The organism is Bradyrhizobium sp. 134 (genome assembly GCF_023074155.1).
Classification (GTDB): Bacteria; Pseudomonadota; Alphaproteobacteria; order Rhizobiales; family Xanthobacteraceae; genus Bradyrhizobium.
In genome coordinates, this window is record NZ_JADPKX010000049.1 from 14,131 (window position 1) to 31,524 (window position 17,394).

Sequence of the window (17,394 nt, forward strand, 5' to 3'; positions counted from 1 at the left end):
TGGATGCTGCTGCGCCAGAAGGCCAAGAGCATTGCCGGCACTAAACCCGACGATTTGAAGGGTAGTTCAAGCGCTAAGCTGAGGCGCGGTGAACCGCCGCAAGCCGACCAGCAGAAAGGGAATTGACATGCGGAGTTCTCGACGTGATTTCTTTAGGACTAGCTTGGCCGCCGCAGCGGCCGTATCGATCCCATCAGTCCTGCGGGCACAGGCAACGCCAACTGCCGCGCGGACCGTCCGGATGGTGATGGGGTCTGGCGACCTCCGCGTTTTTGATCCCATCTATACGACGGCTACGATCACGAACCACCATGGAGCGGCGATTTACGACACGCTGTTTTCGCTCGACTCCAAGTTCATGCCACAGCCCCAGATGGTGGAGAAGTGGCGCGTTTCCGAGGACAAAAAGACGTATACTTTCGAGCTCCGGGATGGTCTCGGTTGGCACGATGGCACACCCGTCACGGCGGCGGACTGTGTCGCTTCGATCCGACGATGGGGCCAGGTCGCTTCTGGCGGTCAATTGATTCTGGCGCGGGCCACAGACATCTCGCAGAAGGACGACAAGACCTTCACGATCTCGCTCAAGGAGCCGCTGGGGCTCCTGATCGATATTCTGGCGACGCCTTTGTCGTCGTGCCCGTACATGATGCGCGAGAAGGACGCGAAACGGCCCGCCACAGAGCAGGTGACCGCGAATATCGGATCGGGTCCGTTCAAGTTCAACGAGGCGCTTGCTAAACCGGGGGCGAGCTTCACCTACGATCGCAATGAGAAATACGTGCCACGCAAGGAGCCGTCCGACGGACTAGCCGGCGGGAAGATCGTCAACGTCGATCGCGCCATCTGGGAGAACATTGCGGATGAGCAGACTGCTTTCGCGGCCTTGCAAGCGGGGGAGATCGATTTCCTTGGATCGCCTCCCGGGGATTTTTACTCAGTGGTCGAGGGCGATCCCAACCTCAAGCTTGAAGTTTTGGACAAGACAGGAAGCAACGTATACGCGCGTATGAACTTTCTGCAGAAGCCGTTCGACAACATAAAGGCGCGCCAAGCTTTGCTTCACCTGATCGATCAGGAGGCGTTCGTGCGCGCCATGGCCCCCGACCCAAAATACGGTCGGACTGTCACTTCGGTATTTGGAAACGACACGCTCTATTCCAACGATGAAAATACCGGATGGTATAGGAAGGGCGGCGATCCGGAAAAGGCCAGGCAGCTGTTCACGGAAGCCGGCTATACCGGAGAGAAGATCGTCATTCTACAACCCACGAACATAGCGTTCCTAAGCAATGCGTCCCAGCTTTTGGCAGCTGAGTTGCGGAAGATCGGGGTCAATGCCGACCTTGCGGCGAGCGACTGGGGCGGGGTTGTTACGCGCCGGGCCAACAAAGGCGCCATCGAGAACGGAGGCTGGAATATCTTCATCACCAGCGGTAGCGGCTATAGCCAAGGCGATCCGCTTGGCAATGTTTTTTTCCTGGCGAACGGCGACAAAGCTTGGGTCGGCTGGCCGAAGAGCGACGAATTTGAGGCTCTTCGAACCAAGTGGGCTGATGTCGATGCGCTCGAAACGCGCAAGGCGCTGGCCCGCAAGATGCAGAACGTATGGTGGGATTTCGTCGGCTCCGTTATGTTGGGTCAAACGTTCTGGCCGATCGCGCGACGAAGGAATCTCACCGGTCTCGTCGGCATGCCGTCGGTTATGCCGATGTGGAACATGCAGAAGGCCTGAGGGCACAATGGCGGCTTACATACTTCGCAGGCTGGTTTGGACCATCGTCGTCATGGTGATGGTCGGGATCTTCGTCTTCCTGCTTCTCAGGCTGGCGCCTGGAGATCCTGCGGCCATCCTCGCAGGTGATTCGGCCACGGGGCAGATGATAGACGGCATCCGCGAAAAGCTTGGGTTCAACGACCCCTTGCCAGTTCAGTTTGTACATTGGGCCCTAGGCATTCTCCTCGGCGATTTCGGAACGTCAATTTTTACCGGGCGACCCGTGCTCGATCTCATCTCCCAGCGGCTGGAGCCGACAATCTCCCTGACGATGCTGACAATGATCGTTTCAGTGACGATCGGGGTCTGCTTCGGCGTCTTCGCCGCGTGGCGAACTGGCGGATTCATCGATCGGGTTCTTTCTGCCTTTGCGGCGCTCGGGTTTTCTGTTCCCGTGTTTGTCGTAGGCTATTTTCTCATTTACCTCTTCGCCATCAAATCGCAGTGGTTGCCGGTTCAAGGATATGAATCTGCTGGCCACGGCATCGGGCCTTGGCTCTTGCGCCTGATTCTGCCAACCTTGGCGTTGAGTATTCCCTATATTGCTTTCATCGCCCGGATTGCGCGTGCGAGCATGCTTGAAGTTCTGTCGGAAGATTATATGCGAACGGCCGCTGCCAAGGGCGCCTCGTCATATTCTATGCTTTTCCATCACGCTTTGAAAAATGCAGGTGTTCCGATCCTCACCGTCATTGGCTTAAGCTTCACCTCTTTGATCGGTGGCGTTGTCATCACAGAAACGGTGTTCAACATACCTGGTGTCGGCCGCTTGGTAGTCGATGCAATTAACAATCGCGACTATCCTATCATTCAAGGCATGCTCATCCTTGTTTCGGGCCTGTATGTCGTCGTCAACTTACTGGTCGATCTTGCTTACACTCTGGTCGATCCTCGCATCCGGTACTGATATGACCCTCTCCTTTGCGTCAGTTGAAGCCGTGTCGATGTCCCGGCTGCGAGTATCCAACGTTCCTCGTCTGGCGAAGCGGTATCCGCTGGTCTTTGCAGGCGCCGGCCTCTTGGTATTGTTGATCATTCTGACGCTCTCTGCCCCGTTTTACGCTGGCGATCCACTGAATATGGATCCATTCAAGCGCCTTCAGCCCCCTTCAGCCGAGATGTGGTTTGGCAGCGACAACTTGGGCCGTGACGTGTTTGCCCGAACGGTCTTCGGCGCCCGGATTTCCCTCGCCGTGGGATTGATGTCGGCGGCGAGCGCGGCTCTTTGCGGGCTTTTGATCGGCGTTGTCGCCGGCTACGTTCGTTGGTTGGACAATGTTGTAATGCGAGTGATGGACGGCCTGATGTCGATCCCGACGATTCTGCTCGCCATTGCCCTTATTTTTCTGATGGGCCCGGGGATTGGCATCCTCGTCATCGCCATCACGATCCGCGAAATCCCGAGCGTGACGCGGCTGGTTCGATCGGTCGTTCTCAGTGTTCGGGAGCGTCCTTATGTGGAGGCCGCGCTCTGCGGCGGCGCGCGCCTGCCGAGGGTGCTGTGGCGGCATATCCTGCCGAGTACCATTCCGGCCCTTATGGTCCAGAGCGCAAATGTCTGCGCAAGTGCGATTCTGATAGAAGCTGGGCTAAGCTTCCTTGGGTTCGGTGTGCCGCCCGAAATCCCCAGCTGGGGCAACATGATATCGACTTCTCGCCTATATCTCGCCATTGCCCCATTGACGGTCTTCGCACCCGGCACCTGCCTTGCCATCACGGTGCTTGCCGTCAACCTGCTCGGGGACGGCTTGCGCGACCTGTTCGATGCCCGCTCAAAGCGGAGACGCTGACATGCACATGCAAAAGACCGGTGAGGTCCTTCTGACAGTTCGAGGCCTCGAGACACACTTTTACGGCGAAGAAAGCGTCACACGTGCCGTCGACGGTGTCAGCTTCGAAGTAAGAAGTGGTGAAACGCTCGGCATTGTCGGCGAGTCCGGATGCGGAAAGAGTGTTACCGCTCTTTCTATTCTTCGTCTGCTCCCGAAGCTAACCGCCAAGACCATCGGCGGCGAAATCCACTTTCACGGGCGCGATCTCCTGAAACTCTCCGAACGGGAGATGCGAAAAGTACGTGGCGACCGGATAGCGATGATCTTCCAGGAGCCGATGACGAGCCTGAACCCTGTTCACACTGTCGGTCGTCAGATCGCTGAAGCGGTGCAGATCCACAGGAAAGCCTCACGGTCAGTTGCAATGGCAAAGGCGCAAGAGATGCTGCGTCTCGTCCGCATCGCGGACCCGGAACGTCGAGTAAATAACTATCCTCACGAATTGTCGGGCGGTATGCGCCAACGTGCCATGATCGCCATGGCCCTTGCCTGTTCACCGGAGCTATTGATCGCCGATGAGCCGACGACGGCGCTTGACGTCACTATCCAGGCGCAGATCCTGCGACTAATCGTCGATCTGAAGAAGCAGATGGGAACGGCCGTAATGTTCATCACACACGATCTGAGCGTGGTAGCCGAGACATGCCAACGGGTGATCGTGATGTATGCTGGTCGAATCGTAGAGCAAGCGACCGTAATAGATCTGTTCGCGCGCCCAACGCACCCCTACACCCAAGGACTCATGCGTTCGGTGCCTCATCGACGTCACGGTCCTCGGCGCCGCTTGTCAGAGATTCCCGGCATTGTGCCAAGCTTGCATGATCCCATCGTCGGTTGCAGCTTCGCGCCTCGTTGCCCATTCGCGATAGATATTTGCCGCGAGAAGACACCTATCATGCGTGATGTTGGGCTTGGCCATGCCGCGGCTTGCTGGCGTTCGGAAGAGGTAGCGCGCGCATGAACGATCCTCTGCTGAAGGTTGAGAATCTGACCAAGCATTATGCTCTTGGCGTAGGATTCCTGAAAAAGACTATCCCTGTGGTGCGGGCCGTCGAGGATGTATCCTTCTCCGTTCAGGCGGGTGAAACGCTCTGCATTGTAGGCGAATCCGGTTGCGGAAAGTCCACGATCGCGCGGCTCTTGATGCGGATCGTGGAGCCTACGAGTGGGCGCGTTCTGATCGGCGGGACCGACATTGCCGGTCTGAAGAGGCAGGCGCTTCGGGCGTGTCGCCGCAGGATGCAGATGGTCTTTCAGGATCCGTACTCATCCCTCAATCCGCGCCTCACTGCGGGACAGATCATTACTGAACCTGTCGAGAATTTTGAACGTCTCAGCTGGAGCCAACGCAAAGCACTTGCTGCCGACCTTCTGAGCAAGGTGGGAATGTCGCCCGAGATGATGCATAGACTTCCGTCCGAGTTGTCGGGCGGGCAGCGGCAGCGGCTCGGCATCGCGCGGGCGCTGTCCCTTCAGCCCTCGCTCATTATCGCCGACGAGGCAGTGTCAGCCCTTGACGTTTCCGTGCAAGCACAGATCTTGAATCTGCTTATGGATCTCCAGCAGCAAATGGGCATCGCCTTTATTTTCATCTCGCATGACCTTAGCGTTGTGGAGTACATCGGTCATCGTGTCGCGGTGATGTATCTCGGGCGGATCGTGGAGCTCGCCCCATGTGATGCCCTCTTCGCCGAGCCGGTCCATCCCTACACTGAGGCGCTGATTGCGGCCGCTCCGGTGCCGGATCCCACGCGGGTTAGGCTTGAGGTGCCCGTGGAGGGTGAGGTGCCAAGCCCAATTAATCCGCCTAGTGGCTGCGCTTTTCACCCGCGCTGTCCGCTCGCGGTTGAGCGTTGCCGCCTTGAAGTGCCATTTCTGGTGCCGATGGCAGACGGACGAGTCGTGGCCTGTCATGTGCGCGCTCCCGCCTCGCACATCCCGGCCGAGCGGCCTACGGGGGAAAACTCCTCACTCGCGCCTGTGGCGCAGCCACAGCACCTTTCGTGAGAAGACGTTTCGGCGGGTTCCGCGTTTTGCTCAGGGCCCAAGCATTTCAGCCGAGCCAGCTCAAATCCGAATCCTGTTTGCGGTTGCGGCAACTATGGTATCAACGGCCTGAGGCACAATCGGGATTGGCCGAGGAACGCCGTTTATCACGAATGCGTTCATCAGCGACCAAATAACTACGAATGTCTAGGGATGTTGGCTCCGGGAGAAAAGCTGCGACGACAATTGCGGAAATATTGAGCGGCTATATCGCTGCGGGGGCAATCGAGATCCGTCGTGACAACTGCCGCAGAGGCGTCACGAGTGCGATCGACCCAGATCTTCTTTCGTGCTTGAAGCCTTGATCCTTTCTGGCCAGCAGAGTGGAGTTCAAAGCCGTTGCCAGGCAATAGTTGTTCACAACACCTGTCCCTCTTCGGTGTACGTCAGAGGCACCTCGCTCCGATTGCGTCATCAGACTCCAGGATACTCCAGGACGGATATCTCGCCTGCAACGCCCTTACGCAGATCAGGGTGAAGATTCCGGTTGGACCGTTGCGTGTGAGCGGCTCAAAGGCGACGATCAGGGCGAGCTTTAGTGCAGTTCAAGTGGCCGCGGACGAGGCGCTTGGGCCACGTGTTCCTTGAGCGCGGCGTGATTCCGATAGCCAAGCTTCGAATCGCCGTTCCACACATCTCCGCAGAATTTCGGCAACGGACGGCCAAAATAGGGAAAATTCCGCTCATGCCGCTCATTAATATCCAAGAAAGATGAAGGTTCCGTTCGACTAGGTATCCGGTGGTCTTGAGTGGTCGTTGGCGAGCTTTGGGAAGAGCTTTGAATGAACGCGATCAAGGGTGGCTTGTACTCTCATGAGACTCGATCGTGTGCGGGGCGCCGCCGGGGCGCAAATATCAGACACGCGGAAGTGTGGCCCATTTTGTGAAGTTCTCAATCTAGTCGCAATAGCGAGTCAGCAGAAGGACACTGAACAATGATTGATCTGAAACGGGTTAGGCAGCTTCTCGAGGCGCGGATCCCGGGATACAGCTTGCCGCAAGAATTCTACACCGATCCGGAAATATTCGAGTTCGATCTAGAGGCCATACACGCGCGCAGTTGGTTCTTCGTGGGACTGGAGGCTGAGCTTCCCTTCCCTGGGAGTTACTTGGCTACGACGATCGGGCGTTCTCCCCTCGTTGTGGTGCGCGATGATACTGGAGAACTGCGAGCTTTTCACAACAGCTGTCGTCACCGCGGTGCGCAAATTTGTGAGACGGGGTATGGCCGCAAATCCCGGCTCGTTTGTCCCTATCACCAATGGACATATCGGCTCGACGGTTCATTGCAGGGAGCCGGCAGGATGCAAGAGAGCGTCGACCGTAAGAGCATCCACCTGCTGCCGATTCACGTGGAAGCGGTCGCCGGGACCATCTATGTCTGCCTTGCAGAGGAGCCGCCACCCTTCGACGAGTTCAGAGAGAAGGTCGGGCCGATGATGGCCCCAAGTCGCCTCACGGACGTCAAGCTTGCGCATGAGGCCACGCTCGTGGAGCGGGCGAACTGGAAACTCGTCCTGGAAAATGCAAATGAATGCTACCACTGCGCTGTGGGTCATGCGAGCCTTACCTCCTCGGCCTACCCCTTCGCAACCCGCCGAGATATCGATAGCTGGCGTCCGATTGCGGATGAATTCGCGGCCCGCATGGCCGCCGCTGGAGTAGCGACGGGCCAGGCGCCAGGAGAGCCGCTCAACGCTCTGGCAGGGGAGTGGTGGCGCGCACACCGCTTTCCACTCAAGGCGGGCTGCAACTCGCTTACGATGGATGGGAAGCCTTCTGTCGGCAGGCTGCTCTGCGAGCCAGAGATCGGCTGGTTTCGCTGGTCGCTAAACCCCCATGCCTATTTGCACGCGCTTTGCGATTACGTTGTCACGTTCAGTGCCATGCCGACAGCGGCGCAAGAGACCGTCGTCACCTGGAAGATGTTTGTCCATAAGGATGCGCAAGAAGGCGTTGATTACACCCTCGAGGGACTCACCACGCTTTGGGCCAAAACCAACCAGGAAGATAAGCATCTTTCCGAGGTCAACCAGCGGGGCGTGAATGGCAAGGGATACCGGCCAGGTCCCTACTCGCAGGAGGCAGAGCCGATGCTCATACGTTATGCCGACTGGTATTGCGCCGAAGCTCGGAAGTATCTGGATCTGGCCGCGGCCAATAGAGCCGCCGCTGCGTAGCGGGGACAGGCCGTGTGTCGAGGAGCCGCACAATTCAGTCTCTCCGATCAACAAGGCGGGTCAGCAGTGACGGTGAATTCTATCAGCGCTACCACGGAAGCCACGGAGCGGCGACAGGACGCCGGAATTTATTACGGAGGCGAAAGCCCTCGAGCAAGCAGGGATCCCATAATCCAGCCGGGTCAGCCGCGCGTTGCCCAAAGGTAGCGGCTGTGCTCGCTTCTCCCGTAGGCGCCTGAAGGTGGATAAGTCGTGGCCTTAGAGTAACTCTTCGGCCATCACGTCTCAGCTCGCCACGAAATTCATTCCGAGGCGGTGGGAATGCCTACGATTTCTAGATGGCGATACGATCAGGCCGGACGCAAGAGTGCGACATTCCTTCCGGCGCCAGTTTCCCGGCTTGAGGTGAGGAAGGGAGGCGGCGCTCATCGTAATGGGTAGGGCTTCGCCGCCGACCATTACATCAGATGCGGCAGGGGCGCCTGATCGGTCACGCAACTGAACGGGAGTTGCTATTAGCGCTGTTGATCTCCTTGAAGACTGATCTGAAGAAGGCTCCTCCTCAGTTGAAGTCTCGACAGAATTATTGAATAGAGAAGCGAGGGAGCAGGTTTTGCGCGTTGCATGCGAGTCCGCGATGAAGGAGACGTAAGCGCATCAGTTCACAGGACAATACACCCGACGTCTTCTACAAGATCGGGAGAATGTGGACGTCTATCCGATCCTATTACATAGTCGCTCCCCAGACCTGAGGTGAATTTCACCGCGAAGTCCCTCTGCGATGCAGCAAATCCTTCGATTGACAAGAAATGCTGCGAAACAGTTGCGTCTGATAAGTCTATCTTAAATGCATCGATTATTTTTCGGCCGCGCCCGCCGATGGCAGGCGAGAAAAGAAACATCGTGGTCGCACGCTACTAAGAGCGAACTCGACGCATATGCTCAGGTATCTATCATGAATGCTATCCAAATAGACGGAAAGGCGATCGCGGAGGGTCTTCGGGCTGACGTGGCCCGCGATCTGGAGTTGCTCCAAGCCGAATTCAACGTCATCCCGGGCTTAGCCGTCGTGTTGGTGGGGAAGGATACGGCCAGTGCGGTCTACGTGAAAACGAAGGCCAAACAGGCGCAGGCCGTGGGGCTCAAGTCTCAACAATTCCTGCTGCCAAGTAACGTTGACGAGGCCAAGCTGCTGCGACTAATCGAGGCGCTCAACGCTGACGACGCCATCGACGGCATCCTCGTTCAGCTTCCGCTGCCCGGGCACATTGACCGCTGGCGGGTGCTGGAGGCCATCGATCCGGCCAAGGATGTCGACGGCTTTCATCCTTACAATGTTGGCCGATTGGCGGTAGGGCGGCCAGCTCTCGCCCCTTGCACACCTCTCGGGATTGTCCATCTCATCAAGACCGTCGTGAGCGACTTGAACGGGCTCGACGTTGTTGTCATTGGTCGCTCAAATATCGTCGGAAAACCTCTAGGACTTCTGCTCGGCGACGCCGGGTGTACCGTGACTAGTGCGCAGCTTCAGACGCGAGACCTGCCGGACCTCTGTCGAAAAGCTGACATTGTCGTCGCTGCCGCCGGCTGCGCGGGTTTGGTCAAGGGCGATTGGCTCAAGAAAGGGGCGATCGTCCTTGATGTCGGCATCAATCGTGCGATGGATTCAACCGGCGCCGCTAAGCTTGTCGGAGATGTAGCATTCGCTGAGGCGAGCAAGCGCGCGAGCTACATAACGCCAGTGCCCGGTGGCGTCGGGCCCATGACCGTCGCTTATTTGCTCGCGAACACCGTTAGCGCAGCGGTGTCGCGCCGCGGGTTGTCATTGGTGGGTGGTCATCCTGAAAGCTACCACATTTCGCCATGTGCCTCCGAAAACAGGTTCTTACAAGTGAATTCGCGCAATGATCTGGACAAGCTCGACATGCCCGCCGTTTAACCCATGATCCTGCAGGCGCTTGTTCGTGCTGTCGACCCAAAGCGTTCGCGCCAGATGCGAGAAAAATGTGTTTGCATCGGCTGGCGCAAAACTGCTCGAGAAGTAGTAGCGCGCCAGAATCCTGCAGACTTATGCGCTAGGGCGCTCATCAAGCCAGGCAGTGGGGCGTGCGCAATGTCGGAGCGCTCCCGTAACCATCCGTCGGGTGCTTCATGATCCCGGTCGCGTTTCGAGCTGATGACGATCGCCGGTCGGATCATTGCGAAACTCAGCAATGCGTCGGTGTCGACCCAATCGTTACAAACTCAGCTCAAGTGGCGGCCCGCGTGAGTGCCAGGCTCGACAACGCAAAAGCTTCACGCCTTGCTGTTCGCGCGCAGAGTTTCTGCTTCGTGAAGCCTACATTGATCAAATTCGGATCGGGAGCTCGGTAATATCACGGAGATGCAACATCCGTTGATCCACGTCGCGGAAACGAAATGCACGGAAAGGCCGGTCGTTCTTGCCTACATTCGTACGCTCCGAGCCCTGTCGCCCATATTTCGTTGGCGAGCGGGCTCTTGCGCGGCAATTGTGTCAATGCGCTCGACACTCGCGTAACCGGCTCACGACGTGCCGCGCGCCGACGCTCAGCATCGTCAGCGCCTATGATTGCGTCAATGGCATCCACGCGCTGATGCTGGGTGCGTCCACGCTTCCCTGTAGTCATTTTTCTGAGTCGTAGAATGCAAAGCAAGCTGCCCTCCCACGCGGAATACGTCATTATCGGCGGTGGAATCATTGGTTTGTCCATCGCCTATCATCTCACTCGGCTAGGGCATCGGGACGTTCTGCTGCTCGAACGCGACCAGCTGACCTGCGGGACCACTTGGCACGCGGCCGGACTAGTCACCCAGCTTCGAGCCAGCGAGAACATGGCGAAGCTGGCCCAGTACACCGCGGGGTTGTTCCGAGAGCTTGAGGAACTGACCGGGCAGCACACCGGCTTTCGGCAATGTGGGTCGATTACCGTCGCGGCGACGGCCGAGCGGCTCGAGGAGCTTAAGCGAGGTGCATCGATGGGGCGTTCCTTTGGGCTCGACGTTGAGATTATCGATGCTGCCGAAGCTAGGCGACGTGTGCCCTTGCTCGAAGTGACAGATGTCCTTGGCGCGGCATGGATCCCCTCCGATGGCAAGACGAATCCGGTGGACACGGCTCGCGCGTTCGCGGCCGGCGCGCGGCACGGCGGAGCGAAAATCCTGGAGCGGACTCCCGTGACGCGCGTCCTGGTCGAAAAAGGGAGAATTTCGGCTGTTCAGACTGCGCAAGGTGTCGTGCGGACCGACAAGGTCGTCATCTGCGCCGGGATGTGGACCCGGACGTTGGCTGCCGAGCTGAATTGGACGGTGCCGCTGCACGCGGCAGAACATTTTTACGTCGTGACAGAGTCCATTGCAGGGTTGTCGCCCGATACTCCCACGGTACGCGATCTTGATGCGTGCTTCTACGCAAAGGAAGATGCTGGTAAGTTGCTCGTAGGTTTCTTCGAACCCAAGGGCAAGCCCTGGGGCATGGAGGGGATCCCGCGTGAGTTCAGTTTCGATTCGCTGCCCGACGACTTCGAGCATATCGAGCCTCACCTCGCCAATGCCATGCGGCGTATGCCGGCGCTGGAAAATGTAGGGCTGCAACTGAACTTCAATGGCCCAGAGAGCTTCACGCCCGACAATCGGTTCCTGTTAGGTCCTGCCCCCGATATTAGCGGGCTCTATGTCGCCTCGGGCTTTAATTCGTGCGGTATCGAGTCTTCTGGTGGCGCTGGCAAGGTTATGGCTGAGTGGATGTCGACTGGTGTGCCAGCCAGTGACTATTGGGAAATGGACGTGCGACGTGCCATGCCATTCCAGCGCAATCGACGATATTTGCGCGATCGAACGGGCGAGGCAGTTGGACTTCTTTACGCCCTGCACTGGCCTCACAAATCGCCGGAGACGGCTCGTAAAGTGCGCGTCTCGCCGCTGCACGATCGGTTGGCAGCCGCTGGCGCGAAGTTCGGCGAGGCTGCTGGGTGGGAGCGGGCCCAATGGTTTGGTGCGCCCGAGTCGCCGGCGAACGGCCACGCCACGTTCGCTCGCGACGACTGGTTCGAGGCGAGCGGGGCAGAGCACGAAGCAACTCGTTCCGGGGTCACACTGTTTGATCAGACTTCGTTTGCGCACCTGCTGGTGCAGGGCCGTGATGCGCTGACCCTTCTCCAGCGACTCTCCACCAATGACGTTGATGTTCCGGTGGGCCGCATCGTGTACACGCCATGGCTCAATGAGCGAGGCGGCATGGAGTCCGACGTCACAATCGCGCGAACAGGCGATGAGGAATTTTTGGTAGTTACGGCAGCGGTGCAGCGCATCCGGGATCTCGCTTGGCTGCGAACGCATGCCAAAGGTGCGGGTCACGTATTCGTCACCGATGTCTCGTCGGGGTACGCATGCCTTTCCGTCATGGGCCCGCGCTCGCGAGAGCTGCTCATGCGCGTCAGTCCGGCGGATTTTTCCGATGCTGCATTTCCTTTCGCTACCGCCCGAGAAGTCGAGATTGGCTATGGCATGGCGCTCGCTTTCCGCATGACCTTTGTGGGAGAACTCGGGTGGGAGCTGCACATTCCGAGTGAGCAGGCCCTGGGTGTCTACGATGCTCTGATCGCCGCGGGAGGCGACCTCGACCTGTGCCACGCGGGTTACGTGGCGCTGAATACGTTGCGTCTTGAGGCGGGTTACCGCGACTGGGGCGCGGATGTAAGCGACGAGGATTCTCCGCTCGAAGCGGGATTGGGTTTCACGGTGTCCTGGAACAAGCCTGAGGATTTCATCGGGCGGGCGGTTCTTGAGTCGCAGCGCGGGCAGATTCCGCGCCGACGCCTCGTGCAATTGGCCGCGCCCCGGGCGGCGCCGTTGATGTTCGGAACAGAGCCCGTCTGGCGCAATGGATCGCTCGTGGGCTATCTGCGTTCCGCGGGCTTCGGCCATACCCTGGGCTGCGGTGTCGGTATGGGATATCTACGCTCGGAGCACGGAGTGACTGCCGAATGGCTGGCTAAAGGCTCTTTTGAGATAGAGATTGCGGGTGAACGGCACGCCGCCATCGCTTCCCTTCGCGCTTTCTACGACTCAAACCGCACTAGAGTAAAGGGCGAGTGTCGTAAGATCGAAGACCTGGTCGCCCGAGAGGTGCTCACAGCACGCTCTGTGGGCTGACTCCCAATCCTCCTTTGTTTCAACGCAGTTTAGGAGAGGCCGCCGCCAGGCGGTGACTGCAATGTCCGACTGTTCCATGGTCCTCGTCTTGTCCTGCCCCGATCGTCCAGGCATCGTATCGGCGGTCTCGAATCTTCTGTTTGAAGCTGGTTGCAACATCCTCGACGCCCAGCAGTTCGACGACACCGAGACAGGTCAATTCTTCATGCGCGTCGTCTTCGATCGCCTCGACAACTCGAAATCAAAGGCGGAAATCACTGCATCGATTCAAGAGCTCGCCAAGCGCCTCGCTATGACATTCACTCTGCGGCAGAGCTCCGCAACAAAACGTGTTATGTTGCTGGTTTCGAAATTCGATCATTGTCTGGCGGATCTGCTTTATCGATGGCGCATCGGCGAACTAGCTATGGAAGTGACGGCGATCGTCTCAAATCACGACTGTAACCATCTGGCTTCCACCGATCTCGGAGGGCTGCCGTTCTACCATTTTCCTGTCACCAAGCAGACGAAGATGGAGCAAGAGGCGCGAATTTGGGAGCTCGTCCAGGAGACCAACACAGATCTAGTTGTCCTCGCGCGCTACATGCAGATTCTATCCGACGGGCTATCGGCAAAGTTGTCGGGACGCTGCATCAACATTCATCACTCATTTCTGCCAGGCTTCAAGGGATCCAAGCCCTATCATCAGGCCCACGAGCGAGGTGTCAAATTGATCGGTGCGACAGCCCACTATGTGACCTCCGATCTCGACGAGGGACCGATCATTGAGCAGGATGTCGAACGGATCTCGCATCGAGATACACCCGATGATCTCGTGCGCAAAGGGCGGGACATAGAACGGCGCGTACTTGCCCGCGCGGTGCGCCATCATCTCGAGGATCGCGTGGCGCTCAATCGCAAGAAGACTGTCGTCTTCACTGGCTGACCGGAGCTTGACATCCAAAAGCAGATTGTTCCGGAGCTGCCCTGATGCTGCGCAAAAGATCTTCAGATCGTCTCGTCCGAATCGATAGTCGCAAACTAACTTGAGGCGATACCGGCCGCCTCAATCCCGTTTGGAATATCGACGTGAGACGACGGCCCTCGGCTCAGCGAATAAATGTGGGTGGAGGAGCGACAGCATTGGTTTAAACATTCCTAGGAGCAGAAGCGCGCAAAAGAATCCGTGCCTCCTGCATTAATCTTTGGACGGAGCCTCAATTGGCACAGCGAAACCAGCCTTCACGCGATCCATAATCACCATGGTCTTGACTCCCTTGATATCCGGATTCTCATAGAAAAATCGTCGGGTGAACTGCTCATAATCTTCCATGGTGTGCGCGGTAATGTAGAGAATGAAATCCGCATCGCCGGTTACGTAAAATCCGTTGACGACTTCGACCGACGATTTGATCGCCTTTTTGAACTTATCGATTATATCTGAACGTTCCCGCGCCAAGCTCACTAGCACGAGCATTTGAATGGGGTTCCCTACTGCCTTCGGCGAGACAATCGAGACGTCCGCCTCGATAATGCCTTCGGAGCGAAGTCTTTTCAGGCGCCGTTGACATGCGGTAGCAGAGAGTCCTGCCAGCTCGCCGATAACATCGGAAGTTAGGCGATTGTTCTTTTGGACGATCTCAAGGATGCGAGCGTCTATTCGGTCGTATTGCATGGTCGGCTCCAGTCTTGAGTACATCTCGCCGCAAAAAAAAAGCGCCCGCCGTAAAGGAAATCATCCGAAAGATACACGATACCTTGGGCCCACTATCCTGAAGGCACACGCAATGTTCAATGGGGCTGGATTAGATATTTTCCGGAGATACTGGCTTTCAGCATTTAGGGAACGCAGGTACAATCCTTCTCAACGCCTCATGCCCGAACGGCGATTCTCGGCGGAAGTTATCTGGGCATAGGGGCAACTATCCACATCGACGGACGCCTGCCGCATTCAAGATTGTTGTTCTGGAGAGGATTTTGTCGAGCGAAACGTTTGTCCTTCAATGACCGGCTCCATCATGAGCAGAGCTCGCGCGGCACGTCGCTCCATTGCCGTCGCGTCTCCACCTTTCGGTAGCTTAAAACTACGCTCCTCAAAGGTGATTAACTTTGTAGTCGAATGACGGCGCTCCTGCGCGATCGCCTTATGAAATTGGGGCGGGGTGGCATCATGCATCCGACAACAGTCGACGGCTCTTCACAACCGCTGCGGCTCATCCATTGGCACCCACGAGATGCGCGAACGTGCTCGGCAGCTTGGGAGCCTCATTCAATAGCGATGCTACCTCGCCATTTCGAGAGGCGGCTTTGTGTCGGGCCCGATTGGGTTCCTGAACGGATTTTCGTCGCGAAACCGCTTGAACGTCTCCTTTGCGGCCGAAAGAAGCGCAGGATCCGACAAGACGTCGGCGGCGACGCCCGCCATCGCCTTCGCTGCAAGCGCAATTCCCTTATGCGCGGCTGGAGATTTACCTTGAGCAACGAGCTGCCAGGAATGGAAAGGTGTTCCTGTTGCGAAGCAAGTGGTACGGCACTGCACAGTCGGGACCACCCAGCTCACGGTTCCCACGTCGGTCGACCCAAGTGCATCGGAAGATCCGCCATTCAGCGAACAGATCTGCTCGGAGAGGGGCTCGGAGTCAGCCGGTAGGCCAACCCGCTCGTAGGCGGCACGAATATCGGAAGGCGCAAAGGTTTCCTGAATCTTGTTGGCGAATTCCTTATCGGTGCGGTCAAATTCTGGCGCACCCAGCTGTAACAAGTTCGCGTGCATGGCTTCTTCCAGAGGGCGGTTTCCGACGAGGTTTGCCTCGCCAGAAAGCTGTTTTATCTCCACCCTGGTTTCAGTCATCAAGGCCGCGCCCTCGGCGATCTTCTTGACCCGTTCGATCAGTCCCCACATTTCGCCCAGATTGAGCGCGCGGACCAGGTGGCGCACAACAGCCCGTGGCTGCACCACGTTTGGCGAAATACCTCCGCCTTCGACAAGAGCGTAATGGATACGAGCAGACGACGGCATGTGTTCACGCATGTAGTTCACGCCGACGCTCATGAGCTCTACGGCATCTAGCGCGCTGCGTCCGAGGTGAGGCGCTACAGAAGCGTGAGCGGCGCGGCCGTGAAAGGTGAATTCGATCTCCGCGCAGGCGAGTGACATCGGGAGAAATACGCCTGTGAAGCCCGAAGGGTGCCAGCAAATTGCAACGTCGGCGTCATCGAAAGCGCCAGCGCGCACCAGAAAGCTCTTGGAAGATCCGCCTTCCTCAGCAGGGCAGCCGTAGTAGCGCACCCGACCGGGCAGCCCAGACTCACCCAGCCAATCCTTCACCGCCACCGCTGCCAACAAAGAGGCCGAGCCGAGCATGTTATGGCCACAACCATGTCCAAGACCGCCCTGAACCAGGGGGCGCTCTTCAGCAATGCCGGCCTCCTGGCTCAAGCCCGGTAACGCATCGTACTCGCCGAGGATCGCAATGACGGGACCACCCTCGCCAGCCTCTCCCATGATCGCTGTCGGTATTTCCGCCAACGCTTCCCTCACCGAGAAACCCTCAGCGGCGAGCACCCGGCTATGTTCTTTCGAGGCAAAAAACTCCGTATAGTTCAGCTCGGGGTGGTCCCAAATCCTGTCGCTCAGCTCAAAGAATTTCGATTTGTGGGCGTCGACACGGTGCCAGACTCCCTTCGTGTTCCTCAGCATCCACCTTCTCCGCTCGGAAATATTGCGCCCAATCCATCCTGAATGGCCTCCGGCGTTCTCCGACGCAGTATTTCCTCTCTTCGAGGTTGATTCCTGCAAATACTTAACTATCCGCGCAGAAAATGTGCGTCCTTTGGCTGTTTCGTGTGGCTCCCGAGAGGTCAACCCAGAATAGACCGGCGGCGAGGTAAAAGATCTGTCGTGCCGTTGAAAGTCAAAATGAGAGCCAGATCATCACGAGCGTGAGCGCCGCTTACGGAAATAGATTGGGCCAACTTCAAGAGTGCTGCGGGCAGCGAAGGCGCGCTCAAGTTCATCGGAGCGGTGCTCTCGCGCTGGTCGAACGCGAGGGGCGCTGCGCATCTTTGCAATCGAACGGCTCGGCGGACGCGTGAGCCGATGATCGAGACGCTGGCGCAAGAGCAGAGACCGTGATCAGCGGACGACAAAGGGTTCGACTTCGCGGCGCCGCAGTTCGTGAATTCGGTTACCTCGCCGCCGCAGCCCTCGACCTTGGCGAAGTTGTCTCCAGATGCCAGGCACCGCTGCGCCGTTGTCGGGATCGGTCCTGGTCCAGAGAAGTCTCAATTGGCGATTGGTGAACGAAAGCGATGGCGGAGCGTGCCCGCATCGGTAAACGCAAGTAGAGTCGCTTGGCTGACCGGATGAGCCGCGGCGCGACGAAATCGGCCCTCGACAATGCTTAGG

General features: G+C 57.9%; 11 protein-coding genes. 9 read left to right on the plus strand and 2 right to left on the minus strand.

Going from position 1 to position 17,394, the window contains the following annotated elements:
- Positions 1–127 precede the first annotated feature (127 nt).
- The 9 genes from IVA75_RS20205 (at position 128) to purU (ending at position 13,932) form a co-directional block, all read left to right on the plus strand.
- Complete coding sequence (locus IVA75_RS20205; RefSeq protein ID WP_247286014.1) at positions 128–1,735, plus strand: ABC transporter substrate-binding protein; 1,608 nt, start codon at positions 128–130, stop codon at positions 1,733–1,735.
- A gap of 7 nt (positions 1,736–1,742) precedes the next feature.
- Positions 1,743–2,684 (plus strand): ABC transporter permease, encoded by a 942-nt coding sequence (locus IVA75_RS20210; protein ID WP_247285988.1) that lies wholly within the window; start codon positions 1,743–1,745, stop codon positions 2,682–2,684.
- Position 2,685: 1 nt separating this feature from the next.
- Entirely contained in the window at positions 2,686–3,567 is an 882-nt protein-coding gene (locus IVA75_RS20215) for an ABC transporter permease (protein WP_247285989.1), read from the plus strand.
- Between the two features lies 1 nt (position 3,568).
- Positions 3,569–4,570 carry an ABC transporter ATP-binding protein gene (locus tag IVA75_RS20220; RefSeq protein WP_247285990.1) on the plus strand — a complete coding sequence of 334 codons (1,002 nt, stop codon included), beginning with the start codon at positions 3,569–3,571 and terminating at the stop codon, positions 4,568–4,570.
- On the plus strand, positions 4,567–5,616 hold the full coding sequence (locus tag IVA75_RS20225; protein WP_247285991.1) for a dipeptide ABC transporter ATP-binding protein: 1,050 nt from the start codon (positions 4,567–4,569) through the stop codon (positions 5,614–5,616). Before IVA75_RS20220 ends, IVA75_RS20225 begins: the two co-directional genes overlap by 4 nt.
- Before the next feature lie 974 nt (positions 5,617–6,590).
- Positions 6,591–7,835, plus strand: coding sequence for an aromatic ring-hydroxylating dioxygenase subunit alpha (locus IVA75_RS20230; RefSeq protein ID WP_247285992.1), 1,245 nt, complete (start codon positions 6,591–6,593; stop codon positions 7,833–7,835).
- 955 nt (positions 7,836–8,790) lie between these two features.
- On the plus strand, positions 8,791–9,774 hold the full coding sequence (gene folD / locus IVA75_RS20235; RefSeq protein ID WP_247285993.1) for a bifunctional methylenetetrahydrofolate dehydrogenase/methenyltetrahydrofolate cyclohydrolase FolD: 984 nt from the start codon (positions 8,791–8,793) through the stop codon (positions 9,772–9,774).
- Positions 9,775–10,499: 725 nt separating this feature from the next.
- Positions 10,500–13,007, plus strand: coding sequence for an FAD-dependent oxidoreductase (locus tag IVA75_RS20240; RefSeq protein ID WP_247285995.1), 2,508 nt, complete (start codon positions 10,500–10,502; stop codon positions 13,005–13,007).
- A 61-nt stretch (positions 13,008–13,068) separates the two neighbouring features.
- Positions 13,069–13,932, plus strand: coding sequence for a formyltetrahydrofolate deformylase (gene purU / locus IVA75_RS20245; protein ID WP_247285996.1), 864 nt, complete (start codon positions 13,069–13,071; stop codon positions 13,930–13,932).
- A gap of 252 nt (positions 13,933–14,184) precedes the next feature.
- On the opposite strand, the gene IVA75_RS20250 is transcribed toward purU, so the two are convergent.
- Both IVA75_RS20250 and IVA75_RS20255 read right to left on the minus strand, forming a co-directional pair.
- Positions 14,185–14,661, minus strand: a complete 477-nt coding sequence (locus tag IVA75_RS20250; RefSeq protein ID WP_247285997.1) for an Lrp/AsnC family transcriptional regulator — start codon at positions 14,659–14,661, stop codon at positions 14,185–14,187.
- A 606-nt stretch (positions 14,662–15,267) separates the two neighbouring features.
- Positions 15,268–16,686, minus strand: a complete 1,419-nt coding sequence (locus tag IVA75_RS20255) for a M20 family metallopeptidase (RefSeq protein WP_247285998.1) — start codon at positions 16,684–16,686, stop codon at positions 15,268–15,270.
- Between the last annotated feature and the right edge of the window lie 708 nt (positions 16,687–17,394).

Coding starts and splice junctions, on each gene's coding strand:
- IVA75_RS20205 (WP_247286014.1), top strand. CDS start 128: ATGCGGAGTTCTCGACGTGATTTCTTTAGGACTAGCTTGGCCGCCGCA.
- IVA75_RS20210 (WP_247285988.1), top strand. CDS start 1,743: ATGGCGGCTTACATACTTCGCAGGCTGGTTTGGACCATCGTCGTCATG.
- IVA75_RS20215 (WP_247285989.1), top strand. CDS start 2,686: ATGACCCTCTCCTTTGCGTCAGTTGAAGCCGTGTCGATGTCCCGGCTG.
- IVA75_RS20220 (WP_247285990.1), top strand. CDS start 3,569: ATGCACATGCAAAAGACCGGTGAGGTCCTTCTGACAGTTCGAGGCCTC.
- IVA75_RS20225 (WP_247285991.1), top strand. CDS start 4,567: ATGAACGATCCTCTGCTGAAGGTTGAGAATCTGACCAAGCATTATGCT.
- IVA75_RS20230 (WP_247285992.1), top strand. CDS start 6,591: ATGATTGATCTGAAACGGGTTAGGCAGCTTCTCGAGGCGCGGATCCCG.
- folD (WP_247285993.1), top strand. CDS start 8,791: ATGAATGCTATCCAAATAGACGGAAAGGCGATCGCGGAGGGTCTTCGG.
- IVA75_RS20240 (WP_247285995.1), top strand. CDS start 10,500: ATGCAAAGCAAGCTGCCCTCCCACGCGGAATACGTCATTATCGGCGGT.
- purU (WP_247285996.1), top strand. CDS start 13,069: ATGTCCGACTGTTCCATGGTCCTCGTCTTGTCCTGCCCCGATCGTCCA.
- IVA75_RS20250 (WP_247285997.1), bottom strand. CDS start 14,661: ATGCAATACGACCGAATAGACGCTCGCATCCTTGAGATCGTCCAAAAG.
- IVA75_RS20255 (WP_247285998.1), bottom strand. CDS start 16,686: ATGCTGAGGAACACGAAGGGAGTCTGGCACCGTGTCGACGCCCACAAA.